This window comes from Mesorhizobium sp. M7A.T.Ca.US.000.02.2.1, from assembly GCF_003996995.1.
Lineage (GTDB): Bacteria > Pseudomonadota > Alphaproteobacteria > Rhizobiales > Rhizobiaceae > Mesorhizobium.
Genome location: NZ_RZTT01000036.1, coordinates 1 through 26537 on the forward strand (window position 1 = coordinate 1; position 26537 = coordinate 26537).

Below are 26537 nucleotides of genomic sequence, written 5' to 3' on the forward strand. Positions count from 1 at the left end.
TCTTGGACTTAGAGGCCATCGCCGCCAGGATGCCGACGAGGTAGGAGCCCTCCTGTTCCTTGAACTTCAGCGACCGCACGTTCGGCAGATCGACCTGGTCGTCGATGATGGCGAAGTTCAGGTCGGGGTATTCGGCGGCGACCTTGGTCAGCGCGTCCGTCCAGGCAAAGCCCGCCATAACGATCGGGTTGCGGCCGTCCTCGGCGAAGCGGCGCAGCGCCTGCTCACGCTGCGAGGCATTGGAGACCTCGAATTCGACGTAGGCCGTGCCGGTTTCCGTCTTGAATTTCTCGGCGCCGTTGTAGGCAGCCTCGTTGAAGGATTTGTCGAACTTGCCGCCGAGATCATAGAGGATGGCCGGCTGGACATCCGCGGCGAAAGCCGGAAGAACCATTGCGGTTGCGGCCAGGAGGCCGAGAACGATACGTTTCATGTGATCCACACCCTGTCGGTTATTTTTTCCGTTATGCACCGCATGCCGGCCCGGTTCTCCGGCAGGCATACGACGTCAGCCAGGAGTGTACTCCCTCCCGCTCGGCGGCAATCTGGCATGGCCCGAAACAAAATTCACGCGGAATTTTGACCTTTTGGAAAAGCTTGATGTGGGCAAGCCGCACCGCAGCTTGTCCTTGCGCCAAGTGTTACGTGGACGCGGCGGCAGGGATGACGCAAGCGACGCCGGTGCCTTTGAGGTTGCACGTGCCGTAAGGGTTCTTCGCCAAATATTGCTGGTGATCGGCTTCGGCGAAGTAGAATTCGGCCGCCGGCGCGATCTCGGTGGTGATCCTGCCGTGGCCGGCACCGCGTAGCGAGGTCTCATACGCATCGCGCGAGGCGTTCGCCGCCGACAATTGCGCCTCGTCGCTCGTGTAGATCGCGGAGCGATAGGCGGTGCCGACATCATTGCCCTGGCGCATGCCTTGCGTGGGGTCGTGGCTTTCCCAGAACAGCTTCAGAAGCCCAGCATAGGAGACGATCTCGGGGTCATGGACCACCAGCACCACTTCGGCGTGGCCGGTAAGCCCTGTGCAGGTCTCCTGATAGGTCGGATTGGGCGTGAAGCCGCCGGCATAGCCGGCCGCGGTGACCCAAACGCCTTCGATCTGCCAGAACAGCCGCTCCGCTCCCCAGAAGCAGCCCAGTCCGAACATCGCCGTCTCCAGCCTCTCGGGATAAGGACCTTTGAGCGGTCTTTTCAAGACCTTGTGTCTGGATGCGGTCGGGATCGCCTTGGCGCGGCCCGGCAGAGCCTCGGAGGGCTTCGGCAGATTGAGCTTCTTGTTCAGCATGTCGCTGAGAAAGAACATGCGCGGCTCCTCTCCGGGTGAAACGCAAGAAGCCGCATGACGGCGGCTTTGTTTGAGCATCGGATTCCCAAAACCGGCAACCGCTTTTGGGTCCGATGCTCTAGGTGGCGGCGAACTGCCCAGCACGCGGTGGCCGCCTGTAGCCTATCGCATAGAGCAGGAAAGCCAGCACCGCGAACACGGCGAAGCCCGGCTGGTTCAGCACCCAGGCGACGGCGCCGTCCCACAGCAGCGGGCTGGCCTTGGTTCGGATGAAGGTTTCGAAGGCGGCCCTCGTGTCGGGCGAGACCGCCAGCCAACTGGTGTTGAGCGGGGTCAGCACCAGCACGGAGGCCGCCACGGTGCGTGTCGCGTCGAGCACCGCCATGATGACGGAAATCGACAGCGCGATCATTGCGGCAAGACGAAAGACGAAGCGAAACATTAGAACCCTCCTCCGGGCTGGTCCCCTCCCGAGGGGCCTTTCAGAGATAGAATGCGCATGGCTGGATCGCAATCGCCATACGCGAATTTGCAGACCCCAAACTCAGGTCAACAGAAGGCCGGACGACAGTCGGTTGGGTAGCTTTTCATTGACATGTGAGGGCAGCTATGCTAACAATTTCGGCAGGGTGCTGATTTGCGCCGACGACCCGCCGCACAGGCGGGTTTTTGCGTTTGGTGCCTCGCAAACCGACGTGCCGGCCAAGTCTTCAAAGACCGGGTGAACCCGGATTCGTTGCCCTGCGCGAATTATGCGGCCGGCTTCCTTTTGCGCCGATGGACACGCCAGACGGCAAAAACGCCGCCGCCAATGGCGCCGATCACCAGGCCGGCCAGGCCGGTGAACACGGCGAAATAGCCGCAGGCGCCCTCGAAACAGCTCATCTCGGTGGCATCAGCGATCACCGAGCCGATGGCGAATCCGCCCACGGCGCCGATGACCGCGCCCAGGACGATGCCGAGCAGCGCGGCGACGACCGAGACGAAGACAGGCGGGCTTTCGGTTTCCGGATTGACATAAACGGCATCGGCTTCGGATCCACGGCGCAGCAGATAGATGCAGAGGACCCCGATGGCGAGTTGAGCAGCGGTGATGGCAAGCGCCTGGCCCGAAAAGACGAAATCCGAAATCGTCAGTGCACAGGCCTGCCAGGCCACCAGCCAGATGATTGTGGCGACCTGCCAGATGGTGAACTGGCGCGGGAAACGGGCCGAGCGGCCGAAGGCGAGGCCGAGCAGGTAAAGCCCCCACAGGATGGTGATGATGTCGACGGCGAGCCCGCCATAGACAAGGTAAAACACGCTGTCTGGCAGGCCGGTGGCGCCGACCGCGGGCCAGACGGAGATCAGGCCGTAGACCGACCACGCCATGACGAAGACGAGCCAGCCCACCGGCACGAAGGAAAGCCCGCTGTCCGGCCGCCTGACTGGCGTCTGTCCATTGCTCGATGTCATGTCCGCACGATGCCCCCGCAAAGCCTCGGCACCCGACACGCAACTCCGGGGGAAGTCAAGGGCGGCCGGCCCGGCGGTCGTGCCTGTGCACACCATTGCAGCGGCGGCGCCCGTAAAAACGGGCATGCCGGCCGCCTTGTGAAACACTGTGTGGCCGGCAAAGCGAATAGACTGCCGTTATGGCTTGGCATTCGGCGCCGGATCGACTAGATGAGCCCCGCGCCTGTTGCTTCGACGGCTCAGGTGTGGGGAAGGGCGTTCGCTGGTTGGCGGCGCCGGCGCGGATTTCCACGCCTCAGCCCCAAGGGAGGTGCATCTCCCCAACCCGCACGGCGAAACCGGCCGACGCGACATGCATGGACGGAGAGGTGGCCGAGTGGTTGAAGGCGCACGCCTGGAAAGTGTGTTTACGGGAGACCGTAACGCGGGTTCGAATCCCGCTCTCTCCGCCAGTTTGCACCTAGGTGTGATCAAGATAGGCGCGCCCAGGCAATATGATCTGGCGCAGGCTGCCGACGCTCATCGCGATCTCGAGGCCAGGAGGACAACCGGGGCGCTTGTGCTTGGTGCAATCTCGAACACGACCGACGTCCCGTAGTGAATTGCATCGCCAAATCAAAACGGGGTGGTCGATCGTCTCGCCCTAGATCACCGCTTCCTCGAGGAACGGCTCGTTGCGCTCTATGCGCTCGTAACAGAATGGCGACAGATCGAGCGTCTGGAAAGCCCCGTGAACGATAAGTTCTGAAACTCCCCGGCCCACGGCTGGCGACTGTTGCAGCCCGTGCCCCGAGAAGCCGTTGGCAAACATGAAATTGGTCACCTGCGGGTGGAAGCCGACGATGCCGTTGTGGTCGAGCATGTTGTACTCGTAGTGGCCGGTCCAACTGGTCTGGACCTTGAGTGCGTCGAAAGACGGAATGCGGTGCCAGAGTGCCGGCCAGATGTAGTCGTCGAACTCTTCATGATGCATTTCAAAGTCGTCGTAGCCGGCCGGTCCGTCGCCCTGCGGCGTGTTGCCGGTGAGAAAAAGCTCGCCTTCGGGACGCACGAATGTTCCGGAAAGGTCGATGACATTGGGCATCCGGCCGGGGATCGGGTTGGCGCTGGCGAAGACGAAGCTGTAGCGCTTGTAGGGCGCGACCGGGATCGACAGGCCGGCCATGGCTGCCACCTGCTGCGCGCGCGGGCCCGCGGCGTTGACCAATGTTCCGCAACGAACCGTCTGTCCGGTCGCGAGGCGCACCGAGATGACCCGTCCATCGGCAATATCCAGCCCTGTCGCTGCATTGTCGATATACTCGACGCCGCTGGCGCGGGCGGCTCGGCGGAAACCGTTCATCAGCCCCACGGAATCGAACCAGCCCTCTTCCCGAGCCCCCCAGGAACCGCCGCCGAGATCCTCCACATTGAGCCAGGGGAAGCGATCCTTCAGCGGGCCCGGCTCGAGGAACACTGTGTAGGCCCCAAAACTGCGCTGCAGATCGACGCGCTCGCGGGCCGCTTCGACGCCGTCGGGTGAACAGCAGTAAAGATATCCATGCTCCTTGAAGCCGAGGTCGGGCGCCGGCTCGTCCCTGTAGAAGGGTGCCATGCGCTCCTGGAAGGTGCGGATGACCTCGATGCCGAACTGGCTGATCTTCACATTGATCGGATTGGAATATTGCTGCCGGATCGCGCTGGTGGACAGCGCCGTCGATGAAAACTCGTAACTGCTATCGCGCTCGACCACGAGGATCGAGGCACCGCTGCCCAGCGCCTGGCTCAGCCAGTAGGCCGTGGACGAGCCGACAACCGCTCCGCCGACGATGACGATGTCGTAGGCGTTGCGCGATGGCGCTTTGTAAGGCGGGATCGCCATGGCTCCGACTCCAAGCTACTGGTTGAACAAAGCGATCAGGGCATCCGAGCCCCGCGCAAGAAGGCCAAGGTCCGAACCGACGGCAACCATGGTGAAGCCTTCGGCAAGGTAGCGGTCGGCATCGGCCTTCGCCGGCGCCAGGATGCCGCTTGCCTTGGCTGCCGCCGTTGCGGCCTGGCGCACGGACGAGATTGCCTCCTGGACATGTGCCGCGCCGGGATTGCCCATCGCGCCCATATTGGTGGAAAGATCGCCGGGACCGACGAAGAGAACGTCGACGCCGTCGACCGCCGCGATCTCGGCGGCATTCGCCACGCCCAATTCATCCTCGATCTGCACGGCGAGAAGCTGCTGCTCACGCGCTTTGGCGTGGTAGCCGGCGATGCGGCCGAAGCCGTTGGCGCGGTGACCGACCGAGAAGCCGCGAAATCCGCCGGGCGCATAGGTCATGGCCGCGACGATGGCGCGGGCCTGATCGGCGGTTCGTACATTGGGGATCATCAGGCTGCGTGCGCCGATATCCAGCGCCTGCTTGATCAGATTGGGATCGTCGGAGGGCAGCCTGACGACAGCCTCGCTGTCGAAGCCGCCCATCACCTGAAGCTGCGCCATGATGCTGCGCAGATGGTTGGGGCTGTGCTCGCCGTCGATCAGCACCCAATCGGCTCCAGAGCCGGCGACGATCTCCGTGGTGAGCGCCGAAGCCAGCGAGCACCAGATGCCGATGTGAGCCCGGCCAGCCGCTGTGGCAGCTTTCAGCATGTTGAGGCGTTCTTGCATCTTGCGATCATCTCCAATCATCTGGATTGAAATTTGTATGATGTCCTATATCATATGGCCACAAAACGCTGCAAGATGCGATGTACGGACTTTCGAATGGGAGCTGGAGAATGAGGATCGGGTTCATCGGGCTTGGCGTCATGGGAGCACCGATGGCGCGCCACCTGGCCGATGCCGGGCATGAGATCGTCACCGTCCTCAATCGCTCCCCTCTACCGCAGGGCCTGACCGCATCGGTCGTCGCGTCCGCCGCCGAAGTGGCACGGGGGTCCGAGATCATTGCCACCATGCTGCCCGACACGCCTGACGTCGAACGCGTCCTGTTGGGCGAGGACGGCGTCCTGGAAGGACTGTCAGCCGGCAAGCTGGTCATCGACATGAGCTCGATCAGCCCCATCGCCACGGCGGCGTTCGCGGCGAAACTGCGAGAGAAGGGAGCCGGCTACCTCGACGCCCCGGTCTCGGGCGGCGAGGTCGGCGCCAAGGCGGCAAGCCTCACCATCATGGTCGGCGGCCCGGCCGCCGAGTTCGAGCGGGCGCTGCCGATCTTTGAGACACTCGGCAAGAACGTCACTTTGATCGGCGAGCAGAATGGCGCCGGGCAGACCTGCAAGATCGCCAACCAGATCATCGTCGCGCTCAACATCGAGGCCGTGGCCGAAGCGCTTGTCTTCAGCAGCAAGGCCGGGTGCGACCCGGCGAAGGTGCGCGGCGCCCTGATGGGTGGCTTCGCCGCCTCCCGCGTCCTGGAAGTGCATGGCCAGCGCATGATCGACCGGACCTTCGCCCCAGGCTTTCGCATCAAGCTCCACCAGAAGGATCTCAACCTGGCGCTTGACAGTGCCCGCGCCCTTGGCGTGGCGCTGCCGAACACCGCCATGGCGCAGCAACTGATGAATGCCTGTTCGGCCCATCCAGATGGCGCCGAGGCCGATCACTCGTCTCTCGTCCGGGCGCTGGAGATCCTCAGCGGCCACGAACTGTCAAAAGAAAAGGAGTAAAAACCGATGCGCGGAACCGGCAAGGCCGAGATCTTCGTGATGCTGGCCCATCCCGTGGCCCACGCCAAGAGCCCCGGCATATTCAACGAGATCTTCGAGCAGAAGGGCCTCGACAGCCTCATGGTGCCCTTGAGCTGCCGCCCGGAGGATTTCGAGACCTTCTGGGCCGGCATCACGGCAGCCGAGAATATCAGGGGCGTGATCATCTCGGTGCCGTACAAGGTTGCGGTCTACCACAAATGCTCCGCCGCGCATGACCGCGCCGCGCGGGTGGAAAGCGCCAACTCGGTGCGACGGCTGCCGGACGGCAGCTGGTATGCCGACAATTTCGACGGCGTCGGCTTCATCGATGCGCTCAAGGCGAACGGGCATCAGATCGCCGGTCGCCGTATTCTTCAAGTCGGTGCCGGTGGCGCCGGTGCCTCGCTCGCCTATTGTCTCGCGGAAGCCGGCGCCGACGAAATCCGCCTTACAGACATCGATACGGTGCGTGCCGGGAAACTCGCGGCGCTGGTTGGCCGCGCGTTCCCGAAATGCCGCATCCAGGTCGGAGAGGCCGAGCCTTCCGGCATGCATATGGCGATCAACGCCACACCTGTCGGCATGCATGCCGGCGATCCGCTGCCGCTTGATGTCAGCCGGCTGACCCCGGATATGACGGTTGTGGACATCATCATGGAGCCTGCGGAAACCGCTCTGCTGCGGGCGGCCAAGGGGATCGGCTGCCGCGTTCAACCGGGACGCCCGATGATGGATTTCCAGGTCCGGGCGATGTCCGAATTCTTCGACATCGAAGGCAAGGACCGCGGCCATGGCTGAGACACCGACTACCGTCGTCATCGGCGGCACCTCCGGCATCGGACGCGCTATCGCGCAGCGCTTCGCAGAAGACGGTTATCATGTGGTCGTCTCCGGCCGGGATACGACGAGGGGCAATGAGACGGCCGGCTCCTGCCAGGCGGCGGGCGCGCCGCGTGCGCTGTTTGTCCAGACAGATGTCGCAGATAGCGGCTCAGTCGAGGCTCTGGCACGGATTGTCAGCGACGGGTTCGGCACGCCTCACGTCGTCGTCAACTGCGCCGGCATCTTGCAGAGCGGCAAGTACGTCCTTGATCAGGATCTGGACGAGGACGAGAAGATGTGGCGGGTGAATTATCGCGGCACGCTGTTGGGGTGCCAGGTGTTTGGCCGGCTGATGTCGGCCGCCCGGCGAGGCGCGATCCTGAATGTCGGCTCGCTCGCCTCTTTCGCGCCGCTGTCGCTGCCGGCCTACACGCCGGGAAAGCATGCGGTCCTGGCCCTGACCCAGATCCTCGCCGCCGAACTCGGCCCGCATGGCGTTCGCGTCAATGCGGTCGCGCCCGGCTATACACTTTCCGATGGTTTGAAGACCAAGATCGCCAGGGGCGAACGCAACCCCGAAGCCATACTGGCCACCACGGCGCTGCGACGCTTCGTCGAGCCGCGCGACGTCGCCGAGGCGGCATTGTTCCTCTGCTCGGAGCGCGCTGCTTCGATTACCGGCGTCACCTTGCCGGTCGACGCCGGCTGGCTGGTTCAGGCGCCTTACGCACAATATTTGCAGGGAAATCCCATCCGGCAAACGCCGGCTATCTGACAAGGATAATCCAGTGATCAATATCTCGCCAGTGAGCGACATCCAGCGCTTCGACTTCGATACCCGCATCCACCATGGCGTCATCCATAACGGCACGCTCTACCTCACCGGCCAGGTCGCGAGGCCCGGCCAGTCCGCGGCCGACCAGATGCGCGAGGTGCTCGGCAAGATCGATGCGCTGCTTGGCAAGGCGGGCACGGACAAGACCCGCATCCTTCATGTGCAGATGTGGCTGGACGACATCAGGGATTTCGACGAGGTCAATGCGGTGTGGGACGCCTGGATGCCCGGGGAGCACGCACCGGCGCGCTCATCGGGCGAAGGACGGATGGCGAAGCCCGGAATGCTGGTCGAGCTGATCGTCACCGCGGCGGTTTGAATGGTCCTGCCGGTTCGGGCATCATCCCGAATCTGGCGAGAGGGAGACTGATGACGAAGCGCAAGCCGCTTTCCACCGTCGTGGCGGAGAGCCTGTCCGAGAAGATCCGTTCCGGACAGCTGCTGCCCGGCGCGCAATTGCCGACTGAGGCGGAGCTTTGCGCCGAGTACGATGTCAGCCGCACCGTGGTGCGGGAAGCTGTGGCGCGACTGCGTTCCGAAGGCCTGGTGGTGCCGCAGCAGGGGCGCGGCATGTTCGTCAGCGAGACGCCGGCGCCGCGCAACTTCTCGATACCGGACGAAGCGCTCAGGACCTTGCCGGAAACCATTGCGCTGCTCGAGCTGAGGTTGAGCGTCGAGGTGGAGTCGGCGGGATTGTGCGCGGAACGGCGCACCGATGCGGAAGCCAGCGCGATCCGCACCTTGATGGAACAGGTCGACGCCCAGCAGGCCGATCCCGCCGTCGTCCAGATCCACTACGACTATGATTTCCACCTGGCGATCGCCAAGGCGGCACGAAATGAATTCATCCACGGTTTCCTAAGCTATCTCGGGCCGATGATCGTGCCGCGCTTCCAGCTCGGCTATCTGGTCACGCCCGAACTCAAGGACAGCTACTACGCGCGCATACACAGCGAACATAAGACAATCGTCGACGCCATCGAAAGGCAGGATGGCCGCGCCGCCCGCCAGGCCATGCGCAAACACCTGCACAACAGTCTCGGGCGGGTGCGCGCCCTGGCCCGAGCCTCTGGCGTGGAGGCAATCGAAGCCGAGCAGAAGGCGGCGGCGGCCTCACTTTTCACCGACATGAAAAGGCCTGTCTCGACGGGCGGATGAGGCCTCGCGAATTCGATCGCATCGGCGCGCCTGGGCCGAAAATTAGACATCCATTGCGAAAGCCGTGTTTTTTGTTCCGTCACCGGCTGCGCGGGTTTCCCAAGGGCTGAAGGCGCCAGCTTGCCAGCGTTTCCCTGGGTTTTCGGCTGCTGCGGTTATCCGAACACCCCAAGGGATTTTGGGGGCATCCGAAATTTTCGAAAGTTTATCTTTCCTTTTTGCTGGTTTTCTTGGTTTCGCGGCATCGGCCCGGGCCGCAAACTGAAAACGGACAATCAGGAAAGCCCACGTGACGACAGCCTTCATCACCGGTGCGACGAGCGGCATAGGGCGGGCCATAGCGATCGCGCTGAGCGACGCCGGCTACGACGTCTATGCGGTCGGGCGCAGCCAGGCCGCGCTCAAGGAGCTGCAGGCACAGCGGCCCGGCATCGTGCCGATTGCCGTCGACGTCACCGATCGCGAGGCCCTGGAAGCGGCCCTGGCGGATCTCACCATCGACGTGCTGATCAACAATGCCGGGGTCATGCCGCCGCTCGGCAACTTCGCCGATATGAAGATCGCTGACATCGACACCACGCTCGAGGTGAACCTCAGCGCGGCAATCCTGCTCACGCGCCTCGTCGTCCCGCAAATGCGCGAGCGGCAGTCCGGGCATGTATTGTTCACCGGCTCCACAGCGGGCCACGCGGCATACTCCAACATTGCCGTCTATTCAGCGACCAAGGCGGCGATATCAGGCTTTGCAGCAGCGCTGCGCGCCGACCTCTCCCCATCGGGCGTACGCGTCACCGAGATCGTTGCCGGCCGTGTCGAGACGCAGCTCTACCAGGACATCCTCGACGCCAACGCGCGCGCAGCCATGTACGCCAGCAAAGTGGTGCAGCCGGATGACGTGGCCAGGATGGTCGTCGCTGTGCTTGGGCTCCCCGCGTGGGCCGACGTTACCCGTTTCGACATCATGCCGACTTGGCCAACCTCGCCAAGCGGTACCAAGTAAGGAAAACTGGGATGAAAGATCTTTCCGTTCTGATCGTTGGCGGTGGTGCCGGCCTCGGTGCCCTCTTAGCCGAGATGGCTGTCGAGGCCGGAGCGGCAAAGATCGGCATCATCGACATCAACCAGGAAGCCGCCGAGTCCGCGCTGGCGACCGCGAAGGCCAGGGGACTGCCTACCGCAACCGCCCTTTGCGACATCCAGGTAGGCCCACAGTGCCACGCCGCATTCGAGGCGATCGTTTCGAAACTCGGGCGCGTCGACACGCTGATCAATTGTGCCGCGATCTACCCTCGCCGCCCGCTCCTCGAAATCACCGACGCCGACTGGGATGCCTCCAACGGCATCAACATCAAGGGCACCTATCATATGATGGTGGCGGCGGTTCGCCACATGCAATCGCAGGAGCCGAAGAGCCACGTCCGCGGGCGGATCGTGAACCTGACCTCGGTCGACGCCTTCAAGGCGCATCCGCAGAACGCTCACTATGCGGCGACCAAGGCCGCCGTCGTCAGCCTTACCCGATCCTTTGCCCATCACGTGGCGAAGGACGGCATTCTGGTGAATTCGGTGGCGCCGGCCGGCATGGCGACGGAGAAGGCAAAAGCGCTCGGCTTCCTGGAGGAACTGGCCAAGGCGAGCCCGCTCGGCCGCGGTGCCGAGCCAAAGGAAATTGCCGAATGGGTGCTGATGACGGGCAGCCCCAAGAACACTTACATGACCGGTGAAAACGTAATTGTTTCAGGTGGTTACATATACGCCTAAGCCTCTTTCGCCGCGGGCGACTGAACTCTGGCAGTGCATGACCGAGGCAGTGCATGACCGACCGGAACACAAGCAGGGAAAGGAACGGAATTTTCGATGACCGGCAAGCTGCGCCTCCCCTCGCTGAATGCTCTGCGCGTGTTCCACGCGGTCGCGCAGCACAAGAGCTTTCGGCAGGCGGCGGATGAATTGCTGGTCACGCCGCAGGCCGTCGGACAGCAGATCAAGCTTCTGGAGGATACGCTCCAGGTAACGCTGTTCGAGCGTAAGGGCCGGTCGATCGAACTGACCGAGTCGGCCATTCTTCTGTCGCACTATGTCAAAGCCGGCTTCAACGAGTTTGCCGAAGGCGTTCGCCGCGTCACCAAGTCGAACTATCGGGACCGCATCAACCTGAATGCGAGCCCATACTTCGCCACGCACTATCTTCTGCCGCGGCTTTCGTTGTTCCGGGAAATCTTGCCGGGCGCGGACCTGCGCCTGACGACCATGGTCGACCTGCCCGATTTCGGGCGCGACGATATCGATATGACGGTCCAGTGGGGCTACGGCAACTGGTCCGACTATGAAACCACGTTGCTGGTGCCGGATCCGAAGATCATCTGCTGCACGCCGGCGATCGGCGAAAGGATCAAGTCGGCGCATGATCTGACACAGTTCACGTTGCTCGACACCGTCAAGTCGAAGCGTCTGTGGCCGGACATATTGCGCCACCTTGGCGTGGAACTGACGGATGGCGACCGCAGCATCAGCTTCGACGACGCCGCGACCATGCGCCGGGCGACCTTGCAAGGCATAGGTGTGGGCTTGGTTTCCGTCATCGATGCCGAGGAAGATTTCCGGGCGGGCACGCTGGTCGCGCCGATCGGCCGCGACGCCATTGCCGATATGAAGCCGGAGGAAGTCCCGGGCTTCTATCTTGTCGTCCCGCGCGGACATCTGCGCGTGAAGGCGGTCGCGGCACTTCACCGATGGCTGGCTCAGCAGGATTGGCGCGGCGACCTCACGATTTCCTCGTTACCGAAACCGGCCCCGCTTTCCGACTAGAAGCGGCTTCGAGACCGAGGCCTGAAAGACGCCTTTCGGGCCTCCAACAACAAGAAACCAAACAACCTCAACAGTGGAGACGGAACATGAAAATGATGAAATGGGGGGCTTCGGCCCTGGCGCTTGGCCTCGTGCATTTTGCGGCGCCGGCGGAAGCCGCCGGCGGCAAGACGCTCGAAACCGTCAAGGCACGCGGCATGCTGAACTGCACCGGCCATGACGGCTCCTATCTCGGCTTCGCCGAGGTGGACGACAAGGGCAACTGGAAGGGCATGGACATCGACCTCTGCAAGGCGGTGGCCGCGGCCGTGTTCGGCGACCCTGCGAAGCTGAAAGTAGTTCCTATCAGCTGGGCCCAGCGCTGGCCGGCCCTGCAGTCCGGCGATGTCGACATCATCGTCAAGGCCTCGGGCGGCACGCTCAGCCGCGACACCGAACTTGGGCTGCAGTTCTCCATGTCCTACTATCTCGGGACCACCAAGGTGATGGCGCACAAGGAGCTGAACCTCAAGTCGCTCAAGGATGCCGCCGGCGGCACGATCTGCATTCCCGCCGGCACCTCGCAGGAACAGCAGGTCGCTGCCTATACTGCCAAGCTAGGCATCAAGCTCGAACCGGTGCTCATCGAGAAGACCGAGGAGCTCGAGCAGGCCTATTTCTCGGGACGCTGCGATCTTTATGCGCAGTGGGGTCCGACACTGGCCATTGCGCGCATCGCCAAGAGCAAGGTCGACGACCATGTCATCCTGCCCGACGTGCTCGCCGTCGAGCCTGAAGTCATGATCATGCGGCAAGGCGACGACAACTGGGTCGACATCGCCAACTGGACGCTGAGCACGCTGATCTTTGCCGAGCAGGAAGGCATCACCTCGAAGAACGTCGACGAGATAAAGGCCAAGCCGACTTCACCGCAGGTCGCCAAATTCCTCGGCGTCACGCCAGGCATGGGCAAGGGTCTCGGGCTCTCCGACGACTGGGCCTACAAGGTGATCAAGAACGTCGGCAACTACGGCGAAATCTTCGATCGCGATCTCGGCAAGGACTCGCCCTACAAGATGGATCGCGAACTGACCAATTTGTGGAACAATGGCGGTGTCCTGTTCCCGCTGGTTGTTGATTGATCCGTTCTGAACGCATCCCGCTCCAGGTCCCGCCCGGCTCCCGCCGGGCGGGACCGCGCGGCAATTCGGGAAGGATTTCTGAATGGTCAGCCTGCTGAGAAATCAAAAAGTCCGCAACGCACTGTTGCAGATCCTGTATGTCGGCTCGATCGCCGCGATGGTGCTTGCCGGCATTGTGATCGCCAGACAGAACCTGGCGGCGCAGGGGATCACCTCCGGATTCGACTTCCTGTTCAAGTCGACGGGCTGGGACCTGAACTTCTCGCTGCTGCCCGCCACGGCCAACGACCCTTATTGGTGGTACTTCCTCATCGGGATCATCAATACGCTGTTTCTGGGAACCGTCGGCCTGACGCTGGCGACGATCGTCGGAACGATCGTCGGCCTGGCGCGGACATCCTCGAACGAATTGGCCCGGCTGCTCGGCCGCACCTATGTGGACATCTTCCGAAACATCCCGCTGATCCTCCAGGTTTTTTTCTGGTATGCCGTCATCACCCATCTGCCGACGCCGCGCGCCGCGCATGAGGGATGGGGCTTTCTCCTCACCAGCCGGGGGCTTTACATCCCGTTCCCCAATGTCAGCAGCGCCGCGCTCGCTGCGGCGACATTGGCTGTGATTGCCGCCATCGCGCTGCCGATCTGGCTGGGCAGGACATCGCGCCTCAGCCTGCCGGTCGGCCAGCGTGGCGGCATTCAGCTTGCCGGCACGGCGGCGGCACTTGCCTGCGCGGCCATCATTCTGGTGGCCGGCCGCCTGGCCGACTCGCCGCTACTCGATTTTCCGGCGCTGCAAGGTCTCAATCTGCGAGGCGGCCTGCGCATTCCGCCGGAGTTTGCGACACTGGCCATCGCGATCGCCATCTATGGCGGCTCCTACATCGCCGAGATCGTGCGCGGCGGGTTCAAGGCTGTCGGCAAGGGCCAGGTCGAGGCGGCTCTTTCCCTGGGCCTCGGCCCGTGGCGGGTCTTCATGCTGGTGCGGCTGCCGCTGGCACTACGCGCCATGCTGCCAATCCTCGCCAACCAGTATGTCTGGCTGATGAAGGCGACCACAATGGGCATCGCGGTGGGCTTCACCGATTTCTTCATGATCGTGGCGCTGACGATCAACCATTCCGGCCAGACAATCGAAGCAATCGGCATCCTGATGGCTGGCTTCCTCGTCATCAACCTCAGCCTCGCCGCCATCTTCAACCGCATCAACAAAGCAATCGCCCTCAAGGGCAACCAGTTGAGGGCGTGAGGGATGGAAATGGTCGTTGTCGCCCCTCCTGCCATTGGCAAGATCGAGGATCTGAGGCGGCGCTTCTTTGCGACGCCCCTGCAGGCATTGCTGTCGCTGGCTTCCCTGGCGGTCATGGTCTTCCTGGCCTGGAAGCTCCTGAATTGGGCGGTTTTCTCGGCTGTCTTCACGACGAGCGGCGGACCCGAAGCCTGCCAGGCGGCGGCGGGAGCCTGCTGGTCGGTCATTGCCGCGCGATGGCGCATCATCCTGTTCGGCCTCTATCCCTATGACGAGCAGTGGCGGTCGGCCCTGGCTTGCCTGATCGTCGTGGTCATGACGGTGCTAAGTTGCGTTCCAGCCTTCTGGACGGGTCGCCGCATCGCACTCGTATGGGGAGCCGGAACGGCGCTTTTCTACGTGCTGATGAAGGGCGGCGTGCTTGGTCTGCCCTATGTCGGCGAGGAGGCCTGGGGCGGACTGGCGCTGACCCTGTTCATCTTCGTGACCACCTGCCTGATCGGCTTCCCGCTGGCGATCTGCCTGGCGCTGCTGCGCCGCTCCGGCCTGCCATGGATTTCCCGTACCACCGGCCTCATCATCGACGGGGTGCGTTCATTGCCTCTGATCTCGATCCTGTTCACCTTCGCCATCGTGCTGCCGTTCGCACTGCCGCAATGGCTGGTGGGCGACAAGCTGTACCGGGTGATCCTGGGCTCGGCCCTGTTTTTTTCCGCCTATCAGGCGGAGATCGTCAGGGGTGGGATGCAGGGCGTTCCCAGTGGGCAAGAAGAGGCAGCCATGGCGCTTGGCATGCGCTATTGGCAGCGCGTCGGCCGCATTCTTCTACCGCAGGCCATGCGCAATGCGCTGCCGGCGACGATCAACCAGTTCGTGATCTCGTTCAAGGAAACTTCGCTGGTGATCATCGTCGGCTTCTTCGAGATCCTGGCCTCCGGCAATGCCGCCTACGGCACCGGCGAGTGGCGCTTCGCCTATGTCGAGGTCTATGCCTTCATCGCCTTCATCTACTTCATCTTCGTGTTCAGCCTGTCCCGCTATGGCGCTTTTCTCGAGCGCCGTATGTCGGTCGGCGAACGATAGGGGGCGTTTACGTGATTTCAGGAAACTCGCCCCGATCCAGCGGCCCCGCGGTGCTGATCGAAAATCTCGACAAATATTACGGGACATTCCAGGCGCTGCGAAAGGTGAGCTTGTCCGTGGATCGCGGCGAGAGGATCGTCGTCTGCGGCCCGTCCGGCTCCGGCAAGTCCACCATGATCCGCTGCATCAACCGTCTGGAGCAGCACAATGGCGGCCGGATCACCGTGCTCGGCACCGAGCTCAACGACGATGTCGGCAACATCGACGGGATCAGGCGGGAAGTCGGCATGGTGTTCCAGCACTTCAACCTGTTTCCACACATGACGGTGCTGGAGAACTGCATGCTCGCGCCCATGATCGTGCGCAAGGTGCCGCGCGCGGATGCCGAGGCGACCGCCCGGCGCTATCTGGAGAAGGTACGCATTCCCGAACAGGCGATGAAGTATCCCGGTCAGTTGTCCGGCGGCCAGCAACAGCGGGTCGCGATAGCGCGTGCCCTTTGCATGCAGCCCGAGATCATGCTGTTCGATGAGCCGACCTCTGCGCTCGACCCGGAAATGATCGCGGAAGTGCTCGACGTCATAGTCACGCTCGCCTCCGAAGGCATGACAATGATCTGCGTCACGCATGAGATGGGTTTTGCGCGCCGGGTTGCCGACCGGGTAATTTTCATGGATGGAGGCGAGATCGTCGAACAGGCGCCTCCCGATGAATTCTTCACCTCCTCCCGCAACGAGCGCACGCGGCAGTTCCTGTCGCAGGTGCTTGGTCACTGATCGATGCAACGATCCCGCGTCAGGCCGCAGCCATGTCCGTGACTGATCCCGTCACCGCCTTGCGCAAGATGCTCGGACCGAAAGGATGGCTTTCGGGCAGCGATGCCAGGCCCTATCAGCGCGATTGGCTCGATCGCCACGGCGTCGCGGCTCTGGGCGTGGCCAGGCCTGCGGACACCTCCGAAGTGGCCAGTGTCGTAAAGACATGCCACGCGGCCGGTCTGGCGGTCGTGCCGCAAGCCGGCAACACCGGGCTTTGCGGCGGCGCCGTCGCCGATCGGCCGGATGCGGTGATCGTTTCGCTTTCGCGCATGACGGCGATCGGCAAACCGGACTTGGACAGCGGCTCGATCCTCGTCGAGGGGGGAGCCGTGCTTGCCGCGCTGCACGAGGCGCTGGAACCGCACGGCCTGATGTTTCCGATGCATCTCGGCGCGGAAGGCAGCGCCAGGATCGGCGGCCTGGTCGGCACCAATGCCGGCGGCAGCCAGGCATTCCGGTATGGCATGATGCAAGACCTCGTGCTTGGCCTGGAGGTCGTGACCCCTGACGGGGCGATATGGAACGGGCTGCGCGCGGTGCAGAAGGACAATGCCGGCTATCAGTTGCGCAAGCTCTATTGCGGCGCGGAAGGAACGCTTGGCATCGTGACGCGCGCGATCCTGCGGCTCTACCCGATGCCGCGGCGGCAGGCGAGCGCGCTTGTCGTCATGCCCGATTTCGCCGCGGCGGTTTCGTTTGGCACCTTTCTGCGGGGCGAGGTGGGGGAATTCCTGACCGGGCTCGAGTTCTTCTCCGACATCGGGCTGGGACTGGCCCTCAAACACCTGCCCGACCTCGCCTACCAGTTGGAGGCACGCGGCGAGGTCTATGTGCTGGTCGAACTGGCATCGGGCGCCCCCCGCGTTCCGCTCGACGAGATACTGGCTTCGGCGCTGGAGTGGGGCATGGAGCAAGGCCTGGTGCTGGACGGAGCATTGGCGGCGACGGGCGCGCATCGCGCACAATTCTGGCGGCTGCGAGAGGAGCAGCCGGAAGGACAGAGGCTGGAAGGAGAGCAGCTGAAGCACGACATCTCGGTGCCTCCGGGCGCTATCGCCCGTTTCGTCGAGGCCGGCGCAGAGATCTGCGACGACATTCTTCCCGGCGTGCGGATAAACCCGTTCGGGCATCTCGGCGACGGCAACATCCACTACAATCTGTCGCCGCCGGAAGGCCGCGCCGATTTTGACGGCAAGGCCGAGCGGTTCGCCGAGGCGCTATCGTCGCTCGCCACGCAAATGGGCGGCAGTTTCGCGGCCGAGCATGGACTTGGCCGCGCAAAGGTCGCCATGGCCGACCGAAACCGCAGTCCATTGGAACGCGAACTCATGGCGCGGCTCAAGGATGCATTCGATCCACGGGACACGATGAATCCGGGCGTGCTGGTGCGCGCTGCTCGGCAAAGAAAAACTTTCGAATAGACGGCATTTCTTGATTTCGCCCCGAACCGCCTGCGTGCACCTATGAACCGAAGGCAGGCTCGATCGACCTGCCGCCAAAGTGAGGATGTCGAAGCATGATCCGCAATGGCGGCCGCCTTCTCGTCGAGTGCCTGATCGGGCTTGGCGCGACCAGGAGCTTCGGCGTGCCCGGAGAAAGTTATCTGGCCGTCCTGGACGCGCTGCACGACACGCAGGGAAAGCTGGACTACACGCTTTGCCGCAATGAAGGCGGCGCGGCGTTCATGGCCTCGGCCTACGGCAAGTTGACCGGCTCGCCAGGCATCTGTTTCGTGACGCGCGGCCCAGGCGCCACCAACGCCAGCATCGGCGTTCACACGGCCATGCAGGACAGTTCGCCGATGATCCTGTTCGTCGGCCAGGTCGGCACCGACATGAAGGGCCGCGAAGCGTTTCAGGAAATCGACTACCGGTCGGTGTTCGGCACGGTCGCCAAATGGGCGGTCGAGATCGACGATGTCGCGCGCCTGCCCGAGATTGTGGCGCGGGCATGGACGACCGCATTGACCGGACGACCTGGTCCCGTTGTGGTCGCGCTGCCCGAGGACATGCTGACCACCATGACCGAAGCGGCTCCGCTCAGCGCACCGGCGGCCATTTTCGAGCCGGCGCCGGCGCCGGAAGCGATCGCTTCGGCCTTCAAGCTGCTGGCCACAGCCGAGAGGCCGGTCCTGCTCATGGGCGGCGCCAACTGGACCGTGGGCGGACGCGCGGCGCTACAGGCTTTCGCAGAGGCTTCCGACATCCCTGTCGTGGCGGCCTTTCGCTATCAGGACCAGTTCGACAACCATTCGCCGGTCTTTGTCGGCGAGGCCGGCGTCGGCATGGTGGCGCATGTCAAAGCCCTGCTCCGCGAGGCCGACGTGATCCTGGCCGTCAATGTGCGTTTTGGCGAGATGACCACGGATGGCTATACGCTGCTGTCCGTGCCGGTGCCGCGCCAGAAACTGATCCATGTCCATGGCTCCGATCGCGAGATCGGCAAGATCTATGTGCCGGCCATCGGTATCCATGCCGGGCCGAACGCTTTTGCCCGGGCGTTGACGCCCGTCAAAGGCGGCTGGGCGGACTGGCGCGCCGCGGCCCGCAAAGCCTATGAAGGGACATTCGGCGCGCCCGTCCAGCCCGGCCCGGTGGACATGGTGGAGGTCAGCGCCTGGCTGCGCGCAAACCTGCCTGCCGACGTCATTCTCACCAACGGCGCCGGCAATTTCACCGTCTGGCCGAACAAGTTCTTCAAGTTCGGGCCGGACGCACGGCTGCTCGCCCCGCAGTCTGGCGCCATGGGCTACGGCCTGCCGGCGGCAATTGCCGCCAAGGTTGCGTTTCCAGAACGCACGGTCGTCTGCTTTGCCGGCGACGGCGACTTCCAGATGAATTGCCAGGAACTCGGAACCGCCATGCAGGCTCGCGCGCAGCCGATCGTGCTGATCCTCAACAACGGCATCTACGGCACGATCCGCGCCCATCAGGAGCGCCACTATCCGGCGCGCGTTTCGGGCACGTCGCTCGAAAACCCTGATTTCGTGACACTGGCAAAGGCCTATGGCTTCCATGCCGAGCGGGTCGAGGCGACGCGCGATTTCGCGGCGGCGTTCGATCGGGCGCTCGGATCCGTGACGGGAGCGGTCCTCGACATCGCCATATCTCCCGAAGCGCTGACGCCCCGACAGACCCTTTCCCAGATGCGTGACGCCGCGCTCGCTTCCCAGAAGGCCAAGGCATGACCTCCAAAGACGACATCCGTCTCGGCGCGGACATCGGCGGCACGTTCACCGACGTCGCGCTCGACCTCAGGGGAACGATCTTCTCCACCAAGGTGTTGACCAATTATGCGGCGCCCGAGCAGGCGATCCTGGACGGCATTGCCGTCGTCACGCGCGATGCCGGTATCGCGCTTGCCGAGATCGGCATCATCATCCACGGCACGACGCTGGCGACGAATGCGCTCATCGAACGCCGTGGCGCCAAGACCGCACTGGTCACCACCGAAGGGTTCCGCGATGTCATCGAGATGCGGACCGAAAACCGTTTCGAGCAGTATGACCTCGACCTGCAGCTGCCGGCGCCGCTAATCCCGCGCGAGCACCGTTTCACGGTAAAGGGCCGGATCGGTGCGGAAGGCCAGGAGCTTCAACCGCTCGACGAAGCCGCCCTGGAAGGCATTGCCGACCGGATCGCGGCCGGCGGTTTCGGCTCCGTGGCGATCGGCTTCATCCATGCCTACACCAACCCTGATCATGAGCGCCGGGCACGCGCTATCCTGTCCCGCAAGCTTACCATCCCGATTTCGATCAGCGCCGAAGTCTCGCCGCAGATGCGCGAGTTCGAACGCTTCAACACGGTCTGCGCCAACGCCTATGTGCGGCCGCAGATGGCGGACTATCTCGCGCGTTTCCAGACTCGCTTGAAGGAGATGGGCGCCGAGTGCCCGGTCTTCATGATCCATTCGGGGGGCGGTCTGATCTCGGTGGAGACGGCCTCGGAATTTCCCGTGCGCCTCGTTGAGTCCGGCCCGGCCGGCGGCGCCATCTTCGCCGCCGACATCGCCAGGCGATTCGGCCTGGAAAAGGTCGTCTCCTATGACATGGGCGGCACCACTGCAAAGATCTGCCTGATCGAGGATTATGCGCCGCGCACCGCCAGAACCTTCGAAGTGGCGCGTACCTATCGCTTCTGCAAAGGTTCCGGCATGCCGATCTCCATTCCCGTGATCGAGATGATCGAGATCGGCGCCGGCGGCGGCTCGATCGCCTGGGTCGACGCCATGGGCCGCATCCAGACCGGTCCCGAAAGTGCCGGATCGGAACCTGGCCCGGCCTGCTACGGCCGCGGCGGCAGGCGCCCGGCCATCACAGATGCCGACCTGGTGCTCGGCAAGCTCGATCCCGACAATTTCGCCGGCGGCGCCATCAGGCTGGACACGTCCGCATCCGAACAGGCGATCCTGCGCGACGTCGGCGAACGCCTGTCGCTCGATGCCATGGCGACGGCCTTCGGCATCTGCGAGGTGGTGGACGAGAACATGGCCAATGCCGCCCGCGTCCATGCTGTCGAAAACGGCAAAAACATTTCCGACAACGTGATGATCGCTTTCGGTGGCGCGGCCCCGCTTCACGCCGCAAGGCTTTGCGAGAAACTCGGCATCGACCAGTGCATCGTTCCCAAGGGCGCGGGCGTCGGATCGGCGATCGGCTTCCTCAAGGCTCCGTTCGGCTACGAAGCCCTGGCATCCCGGCTGACGCGGCTGTCGCAGTTCAAGCCGGCCGAGGCCAATGCTTTGCTCGACGACCTCAAAGTGTCAGCCGAAAGCTTCGTGCGGGCAGGGGCCAACGGTACGATCACATGCGAAATCACAGCCTTCATGCGCTACGCCGGCCAGGGCTGGGAAATCCCCGTGCCGCTGCCGGACGAGCCGTTCGGCAAGGATGCCGCAACCACGCTCGAGGATTTGTTCCAGGCGAATTACCAACGCTTCTTCGGCCGCGCCATCGAAGGACTTGGCGGCCTGGAGATCGAGATAGTCACCTGGTCCGTGAAGGCGACGGATGTCCGGCCTGCTGTCGCCAGGCACGAGCTGATCACCGGCAAGCGGACCACTCAGCCGGCAACAAGCCGCGCGGTGTTCGATCCGGCCAGCGGTGCGCCACGGACCTATGGCATCGTCGAACGGGAGGGGCTGTGCACCGGCGATCGGGTGGCGGGCCCGGTCATCATCGTCGAACGCGAGACATCCACCGTCGTCACCACGAGCTTCGACGCCGTCATCCAGAGCGACGGCGCGATCCTTCTGATCCGCAAAGGCAGCCAGGCATGAGCGACATCAGTGAAATCCGCATGCAGGTCATGTGGAACCGGTTGATCTCGGTGGTCGAGGAGCAGGCCCTCACCTTGCTGCGCACGGCTTTCTCGACATCGGTGCGCGAGTCAGGCGACCTGTCGGCGGGCGTGTTCGATCCCCGCGGCCAGATGCTGGCACAGGCGGTGACGGGAACGCCCGGCCATGTCAACACCATGGCCGAGGCGGTGCTGCATTTCATGAACGAAATCCCGCGCGAAACCATGTTCGAGGGCGACACCTACGTCACCAATGACCCCTGGTTGGGCACGGGCCACCTGCACGATATCACCATGGTGTCGCCGTCGTTCCTGAACGGCGAATTGGTTGCGTTCTTCGCCTGCACGGCGCATGTGGTCGATGTCGGTGGGCGCGGCTTCGGCGCTGACGGCAAGTCGGTCTACGAGGAAGGCATCCAGATCCCGATCATGAAGTTCGCGGAGAAGGGCAAGGTCAATCTCGATCTCGTCAGGATCCTGCGCGCCAACGTCCGCGAGCCGAACCAGGTCGTCGGCGATTTCTATTCGCTCGCCGCCTGCAACGAAGTCGGCCACCGACGCCTCGTCGACATGATGAAGGAGATCGGCCTGGCATCGCTGGACGGGCTTGGCGAGTTCATCTTCTCGCGCACCCGCGACGCCATGGTCGAACGCATCAAGGCGATGCCCAAAGGCAGCTGGTCGAACGCGCTGGTGACCGACGGCTACGACGAGCCGGTGAAACTCGCAGCGACGGTCACGGTTAGGGACGCCGGCGTCGAGGTCGATTTCACCGGTACCGACCCGATGAGCCGATGGGGCATCAACTGCCCGATCATCTACAGCAAGGCCTATGCCTGCTACGCGTTGAAATGCGTGGTGGCGCCCGATATTCCTAACAATGCCGCGTCGCTCGCCTTCTTCACCGTGTCGTCTCCGGTCAACATCCTGAACGCCGTGCGGCCGGCGCCGGTGGCGCTCAGGCACATCTTCGGCCACATGGTTCCCGATCTGGTGCTCGGCGCGATCGCCAAGGCGATGCCCGGCAAGATCCTTGCCGAGGGCGCCGGCGCACTGTGGAACATCCATATCTCGGTTCGGCCGGTCTCCGGCGGTTCGGGCCGCCGCGCCGAGGTGCTGATGTTCAATTCCGGCGGCATGGGCGCGCGCCCCGGTCTCGACGGATTGTCGGCGACGGCCTTCCCCTCCGGCGTCCATACGATGCCGATCGAGGCAACGGAGCACACCGGGCCGATCGTCATCTGGCGCAAGGAGCTGCGGCCCGATTCCGGCGGCGACGGCGAGTTCCGCGGCGGGCTCGGGCAGGTTATCGAAATCGAGGCGATCGAGGGCCATGAATTCGACTTCTCGGCCATGTTCGACCGCGTCAATCATCCCGCCCACGGGCGCAACGGCGGCGGGCCTGGAGTGGCCGGCGTGGTCAGGCTGGACGATGGCACGCAGATGCGACCCAAAGGCTGGCAGCATGTTCCGGCCGGCCGTCGGCTGATCCTCCAATTGCCGGGCGGAGGCGGCTATGGCGATCCGTCCAAGCGCAGCACCGAGGCGCGGGCGAACGACCGCTCCAAGGAATACATTTCGGAGAACGGCAAATGAGCTACATTGCCTCGCGCCTGTCTGCGGTGAAGCCGTCGGCGTCCATGGCTGCTTCGCAGGCAGCCAAGGCCCTGCGCGCCAAGGGCGTCGACGTGATCGATCTTGGCCTGGGCGAGCCGGATTTCCCGACACCGAGCCATATCATCGAAGCGGCGCATTTCGCCGCGAAGGCCGGCCAGACGCTATACACGGGTGCCGCCGGCACGGCCGAGGTGCGCGAAGCCGTGGCCGGCAAGTTCCGCCGCGAAAACGGACTGGACTACACGGCGGACTACGTCGTCGTGGCCAATGGCGCCAAGCAGATCATCTTCAACGCGCTGATGGCGACGCTGGAGTCTGGTGACGAAGCGATCCTGCCGGCGCCCTATTTCGTCTCCTATCCCGAGATGGTGAAGCTGCTCGGCGGCAGGCCTGTCCTCATCGAGTGCCCGGAAACTTCGGGCTTCCGGCTGACGCCGGAACTGCTCGAAAAAGCCATCACGCCAAGGACGAAATGGCTGTTCCTCAACATGCCCGGCAACCCCTCCGGCGCCATATATTCGCAATCGGACCTGCGGGCACTCGGAGCGGTTTTGGCAAGGCATCCCCAGGTGCTGGTGCTTTCCGACGAGATTTACGAGCACATCCTGTTCGACGGACGCGACTTCTTCTCCTTCGGCAAGGCTTGCCCGGAACTCAGGGACCGCACCCTGATCGTCAACGGCGTCTCCAAATCCTATGCGATGACCGGGTGGCGTGTCGGCTATGCCGCCGGGCCGGCGCCGCTCACCAGGGCGATGGCGATCATCCAGAGCCAGTCCTGCACGTCCGTCTGCTCGATCGCGCAAGCGGCGACGGTGGCCGCGCTCAACGGCCCCCAGGACGAGGTGGCACGCTTTCGGCAGGCGTTCGAGGCGCGCCGCGACCTTGTCGTCGACGGCATCAGGCGGATCAACGGTCTTACGCTTTCGCCACCGGAAGGCGCCTTCTATGCCTATATCGGCTGCGCCAGCCTGATCGGCCGCAGGACCCCAAAAGGCGTCGTGCTCGAGGACGACACGGCAGTGGCGAATTATCTCCTGAACGAAGGGCGCGTGGCCTCGGTGCCGGGCGCCGCCTATGGACTTTCCCCCTATTTCCGCATCTCGACCGCGACCGGCGAAGAGGTGCTGACCGAAGCGATCGCGCGCATCAACGCCGCCGTCGCGCAAGTGGAGTAAATCATGCCGCATTACGAACGCATCCTGATCACCGGCGCGGCCGGCCGCCTCGGTTCGGAACTGCGAAAGGGGCTGGTGCCGCTGGCAAAAACGATCCGCCTGGCCGGCCGCGAACCGTTCGGCGATCTTGCTCCACACGAGGAAGAAGCGGTCTTCGACCTCGCCGATATGGAGGCGACGATTGCCGCCACCAAGGATTGCGACGCGATCGTGCATTTCGGCGGCGCACCACTCGAATGCGAATGGCAAACCATCCTGGATTCCAGCATCCGCGGCTCCTATCACATCTACGAGGGCGCCCGGAAACACGGGGTGAAACGAGTCATCTATGCCTCCTCCGTGCATGCCGTCGGCTATCACGAGGTCGAGGCGCATATCGGCGTCGACGCGCCGGTGCGTCCCGACAGCCTCTATGGCGTGTCGAAGAACTTCGTCGAGAGCCTGAGCCGGCTTTACTGGGACAAGTTCGGCATCGAGACGGCGTGCCTGCGCATCTTTTCGTCCTTCCCCGAACCGGCGGACCGTCGCATGCTGTGGTCATACCTCTCCTTCGCCGATTGTGTGCGTCTGGTCGAGGCAGCTCTCACCGCGCCGCGCGTCGGCCATACGATCTCCTTCGGCCTTTCCGACAACAAGGTGAAAACGGTCGACAACAGCGGCGCCAACCATCTGGGGTTTTCTCCGCAGGATAGTGCCGAGCCGTTCCGCGCCGCGGTCGAGGCGAAAACGCAGGTTCCGGATCCCAAGGCGCCATCGGTGAAGTATCTGGGCGGGTGGTTCTGCGAGCTTGGCCATCCGGACGACAAACAGGCGTAGCTGCCAATCCGCTCGATGGCGCAGAGCGGAAGCCGAGATGCGGCAGGCGACGGATTCACGCGTGGTGGCGGAGATCGAGGAGGTTGTCGGCGGCGCCGGCTTCGATGTGCCACGCCGACCACGGTCATGGATCAGATCTGGCAGCGGTACCTGCAGACGATGCCGGACTTCCCCCAAGCGTTCATCCACCTTGGGCGTCGAAGACTTAGGCATTTACGTGCTGAGCGTCTTCTCGTCGCACATGTTTCACGCCGCCCACCAGATGGGCCCCCTGAAATATTGACGGTTGCCGGTCGTCATCGGTTTTGGGATTCTCATCTGATCTGGTAGTGGGATCCAAATCACAGGAGATGGCATGCCGAACGATGTAATCGTGCGCGACAGCAATGGCGCTCAATTGAATGACGGTGATTCCGTAACGCTGATCAAAGACCTCAAAGTCAAAGGCACTTCGGAGACGATCAAGCGCGGCACGTTGGTGAAGGCCATCCGCCTGAACGGCAATCCCGGCGAGATCGAATGCAACACCAAGCAAGTGAAAGGCCTGGTGCTCAAGACCGAGTTCGTGAAGAAGGCGTGAGCCTCAAGGCGGCAAGCGATCTCGATGGCTCCTTCGGGATTTTGGAGAGCCTGCCGTCGCCAAGGGGGCTGCGGAGCCGTTGAGCGTCCGGCACGCGATCGTTGCGCTGCGAATTGATAACTTCGCCGACCAGGCACAATCAAAAAAATCGCCAAGTCCCAAGCTGGAACCTCCGGCCTCATTGCGCGTTTCACGGCGTCCCGTTCGCGGACCCGCCCGGATATCTCTCCAAGCGCGCGAAAAACCAGGAGCCCGCTTCATGCACGACAAGCTGTTTCATTCACCGGTCGCACTGTCGGTCGGCCTCGGCTTCAAGCGCGAGATTGCCTCGCTGGCCGAAATGCACGATTTCCTCACCAATTGGACGACCTCCCGCCGCGGCCCGCTTTACCGAAACGCGGTGGAGACATGTGATCTGGCCGTTCCAGGTTATGTGAGCGTCGAGCAGGCGCGCCGGGCGTTGCTCGAATTCGCGCAAGCCGCCGGCATCCTGTGGCCGGACCTCGAGCCGGTGGCGGGCGTGCACGCCGTTGCGCGTGGCTATGGCGGCTACGCCGCCTGAAGATTGATGTTCTCCGTGGCGGCTAAAGCCACACCACCATAGAAAGCCCGGCTGGCCCTCAGCCGGGCTTTCGCGTTTCCGGCAGCTCGCAAGGAAATCGCAATCCTGTAGCCGTGTGTCTTGGGCGACAATCCCTGCGTGGAGTGTCGGGAAGAGCCCGCGCAAAAATCTTTATGAAATACCTATTTC

Annotated in this window: 27 protein-coding genes and 1 tRNA gene; 21 read left to right on the top strand and 7 right to left on the bottom strand. The window is 63.5% G+C overall.

The features are described from left to right. The 4 genes from EOD15_RS05770 to EOD15_RS05785 all read right to left on the bottom strand — a co-directional run. Nucleotides 1–433, bottom strand: a 433-nt coding sequence (locus tag EOD15_RS05770; protein WP_127408342.1) for a BMP family ABC transporter substrate-binding protein, incomplete at its 3' end; no start/stop codon positions are given. A 208-nt stretch (nt 434–641) separates the two neighbouring features. Further along, nucleotides 642–1307 (bottom strand): peptide-methionine (S)-S-oxide reductase MsrA, encoded by a 666-nt coding sequence (gene msrA, locus EOD15_RS05775; protein ID WP_127322748.1) that lies wholly within the window; start codon nt 1305–1307, stop codon nt 642–644. Between the two features lie 100 nt (nt 1308–1407). Continuing rightward, a complete protein-coding gene (locus EOD15_RS05780) occupies nt 1408–1731 on the bottom strand; it encodes a hypothetical protein (RefSeq protein ID WP_127266916.1) in 324 nt (107 codons plus the stop codon). Between the two features lie 308 nt (nt 1732–2039). After that, nucleotides 2040–2744 carry a hypothetical protein gene (locus EOD15_RS05785; protein WP_236383026.1) on the bottom strand — a complete coding sequence of 235 codons (705 nt, stop codon included), beginning with the start codon at nt 2742–2744 and terminating at the stop codon, nt 2040–2042. A gap of 362 nt (nt 2745–3106) precedes the next feature. Here EOD15_RS05785 and EOD15_RS05790 point away from each other — a divergent pair. Continuing rightward, a tRNA-Ser gene (locus EOD15_RS05790) sits at nt 3107–3196 on the top strand. Between the two features lie 191 nt (nt 3197–3387). On the opposite strand, the gene EOD15_RS05795 is transcribed toward EOD15_RS05790, so the two are convergent. Next, nucleotides 3388–4605 carry an FAD-dependent oxidoreductase gene (locus EOD15_RS05795; protein ID WP_127408343.1) on the bottom strand — a complete coding sequence of 406 codons (1218 nt, stop codon included), beginning with the start codon at nt 4603–4605 and terminating at the stop codon, nt 3388–3390. 15 nt (nt 4606–4620) lie between these two features. After that, the gene (locus EOD15_RS05800) at nt 4621–5385 is read right to left on the bottom strand and encodes an aldolase/citrate lyase family protein (protein ID WP_127323008.1); all 765 of its coding nucleotides are present in this window, start codon (nt 5383–5385) and stop codon (nt 4621–4623) included. A 110-nt stretch (nt 5386–5495) separates the two neighbouring features. Here EOD15_RS05800 and EOD15_RS05805 point away from each other — a divergent pair, with 110 nt between their 5' ends. Genes EOD15_RS05805 through EOD15_RS05825 form a run of 5 tightly spaced genes read left to right on the top strand, consistent with a single transcriptional unit; the run spans nt 5496 to nt 9222 of the window. Next, nucleotides 5496–6386: a 2-hydroxy-3-oxopropionate reductase gene (locus EOD15_RS05805; RefSeq protein ID WP_127408344.1), complete on the top strand. Its 891-nt coding sequence runs from the start codon at nt 5496–5498 to the stop codon at nt 6384–6386. Between the two features lie 6 nt (nt 6387–6392). Further along, a complete protein-coding gene (locus EOD15_RS05810; protein ID WP_127408345.1) occupies nt 6393–7205 on the top strand; it encodes a shikimate dehydrogenase in 813 nt (270 codons plus the stop codon). Beyond that, nucleotides 7198–8004 carry an SDR family oxidoreductase gene (locus tag EOD15_RS05815; RefSeq protein WP_127321706.1) on the top strand — a complete coding sequence of 269 codons (807 nt, stop codon included), beginning with the start codon at nt 7198–7200 and terminating at the stop codon, nt 8002–8004. Before EOD15_RS05810 ends, EOD15_RS05815 begins: the two co-directional genes overlap by 8 nt. Nucleotides 8005–8035: 31 nt before the next feature. Continuing rightward, nucleotides 8036–8383: a RidA family protein gene (locus EOD15_RS05820; RefSeq protein WP_023810158.1), complete on the top strand. Its 348-nt coding sequence runs from the start codon at nt 8036–8038 to the stop codon at nt 8381–8383. Nucleotides 8384–8433: 50 nt separating this feature from the next. Continuing rightward, on the top strand, nt 8434–9222 hold the full coding sequence (locus EOD15_RS05825) for a FadR/GntR family transcriptional regulator (protein ID WP_164761873.1): 789 nt from the start codon (nt 8434–8436) through the stop codon (nt 9220–9222). 42 nt (nt 9223–9264) lie between these two features. Here EOD15_RS05825 and EOD15_RS05830 read toward each other — a convergent pair whose 3' ends face one another. Next, entirely contained in the window at nt 9265–9528 is a 264-nt protein-coding gene (locus EOD15_RS05830) for a hypothetical protein (RefSeq protein WP_127321704.1), read from the bottom strand. On the opposite strand from EOD15_RS05830, the gene EOD15_RS05835 reads away from it, so the two are divergent. The 15 genes from EOD15_RS05835 (at nt 9512) to EOD15_RS05905 (ending at nt 26348) form a co-directional block, all read left to right on the top strand. After that, nucleotides 9512–10222 carry an SDR family oxidoreductase gene (locus EOD15_RS05835; RefSeq protein ID WP_127321703.1) on the top strand — a complete coding sequence of 237 codons (711 nt, stop codon included), beginning with the start codon at nt 9512–9514 and terminating at the stop codon, nt 10220–10222. The two genes, EOD15_RS05830 and EOD15_RS05835, sit on opposite strands and share 17 nt — an antisense overlap. Before the next feature lie 11 nt (nt 10223–10233). After that, the gene (locus tag EOD15_RS05840) at nt 10234–10983 is read left to right on the top strand and encodes an SDR family oxidoreductase (protein WP_127321702.1); all 750 of its coding nucleotides are present in this window, start codon (nt 10234–10236) and stop codon (nt 10981–10983) included. Between the two features lie 96 nt (nt 10984–11079). After that, nucleotides 11080–12030: a LysR substrate-binding domain-containing protein gene (locus EOD15_RS05845; RefSeq protein WP_023810154.1), complete on the top strand. Its 951-nt coding sequence runs from the start codon at nt 11080–11082 to the stop codon at nt 12028–12030. 86 nt (nt 12031–12116) lie between these two features. Further along, the gene (locus EOD15_RS05850) at nt 12117–13151 is read left to right on the top strand and encodes an amino acid ABC transporter substrate-binding protein (protein WP_127267661.1); all 1035 of its coding nucleotides are present in this window, start codon (nt 12117–12119) and stop codon (nt 13149–13151) included. Between the two features lie 82 nt (nt 13152–13233). Beyond that, nucleotides 13234–14397 carry an ABC transporter permease subunit gene (locus EOD15_RS05855; RefSeq protein ID WP_127408346.1) on the top strand — a complete coding sequence of 388 codons (1164 nt, stop codon included), beginning with the start codon at nt 13234–13236 and terminating at the stop codon, nt 14395–14397. Nucleotides 14398–14400: 3 nt separating this feature from the next. Further along, nucleotides 14401–15480, top strand: coding sequence for an amino acid ABC transporter permease (locus tag EOD15_RS05860; RefSeq protein ID WP_127267663.1), 1080 nt, complete (start codon nt 14401–14403; stop codon nt 15478–15480). Nucleotides 15481–15491: 11 nt separating this feature from the next. Then, complete coding sequence (locus EOD15_RS05865; protein ID WP_127267664.1) at nt 15492–16256, top strand: amino acid ABC transporter ATP-binding protein; 765 nt, start codon at nt 15492–15494, stop codon at nt 16254–16256. 32 nt (nt 16257–16288) lie between these two features. Continuing rightward, nucleotides 16289–17719 (top strand): FAD-binding oxidoreductase, encoded by a 1431-nt coding sequence (locus EOD15_RS05870; RefSeq protein WP_245463585.1) that lies wholly within the window; start codon nt 16289–16291, stop codon nt 17717–17719. 95 nt (nt 17720–17814) lie between these two features. After that, nucleotides 17815–19485 (top strand): thiamine pyrophosphate-binding protein, encoded by a 1671-nt coding sequence (locus EOD15_RS05875; protein ID WP_127320507.1) that lies wholly within the window; start codon nt 17815–17817, stop codon nt 19483–19485. Then, nucleotides 19482–21575: a hydantoinase/oxoprolinase family protein gene (locus EOD15_RS05880; protein WP_127320508.1), complete on the top strand. Its 2094-nt coding sequence runs from the start codon at nt 19482–19484 to the stop codon at nt 21573–21575. Before EOD15_RS05875 ends, EOD15_RS05880 begins: the two co-directional genes overlap by 4 nt. After that, the gene (locus EOD15_RS05885; protein WP_127320509.1) at nt 21572–23191 is read left to right on the top strand and encodes a hydantoinase B/oxoprolinase family protein; all 1620 of its coding nucleotides are present in this window, start codon (nt 21572–21574) and stop codon (nt 23189–23191) included. The genes EOD15_RS05880 and EOD15_RS05885 overlap by 4 nt, the downstream gene beginning before the upstream one ends. Then, the gene (locus tag EOD15_RS05890) at nt 23188–24390 is read left to right on the top strand and encodes a pyridoxal phosphate-dependent aminotransferase (protein ID WP_127320510.1); all 1203 of its coding nucleotides are present in this window, start codon (nt 23188–23190) and stop codon (nt 24388–24390) included. Before EOD15_RS05885 ends, EOD15_RS05890 begins: the two co-directional genes overlap by 4 nt. A gap of 3 nt (nt 24391–24393) precedes the next feature. Beyond that, on the top strand, nt 24394–25206 hold the full coding sequence (locus EOD15_RS05895) for an NAD(P)-dependent oxidoreductase (protein ID WP_127408347.1): 813 nt from the start codon (nt 24394–24396) through the stop codon (nt 25204–25206). A gap of 355 nt (nt 25207–25561) precedes the next feature. Next, nucleotides 25562–25786 carry an alkylphosphonate utilization protein gene (locus EOD15_RS05900; protein ID WP_013529641.1) on the top strand — a complete coding sequence of 75 codons (225 nt, stop codon included), beginning with the start codon at nt 25562–25564 and terminating at the stop codon, nt 25784–25786. Nucleotides 25787–26045: 259 nt separating this feature from the next. Beyond that, on the top strand, nt 26046–26348 hold the full coding sequence (locus EOD15_RS05905; protein WP_127269540.1) for a DUF982 domain-containing protein: 303 nt from the start codon (nt 26046–26048) through the stop codon (nt 26346–26348). Nucleotides 26349–26537: the final 189 nt, after the last annotated feature.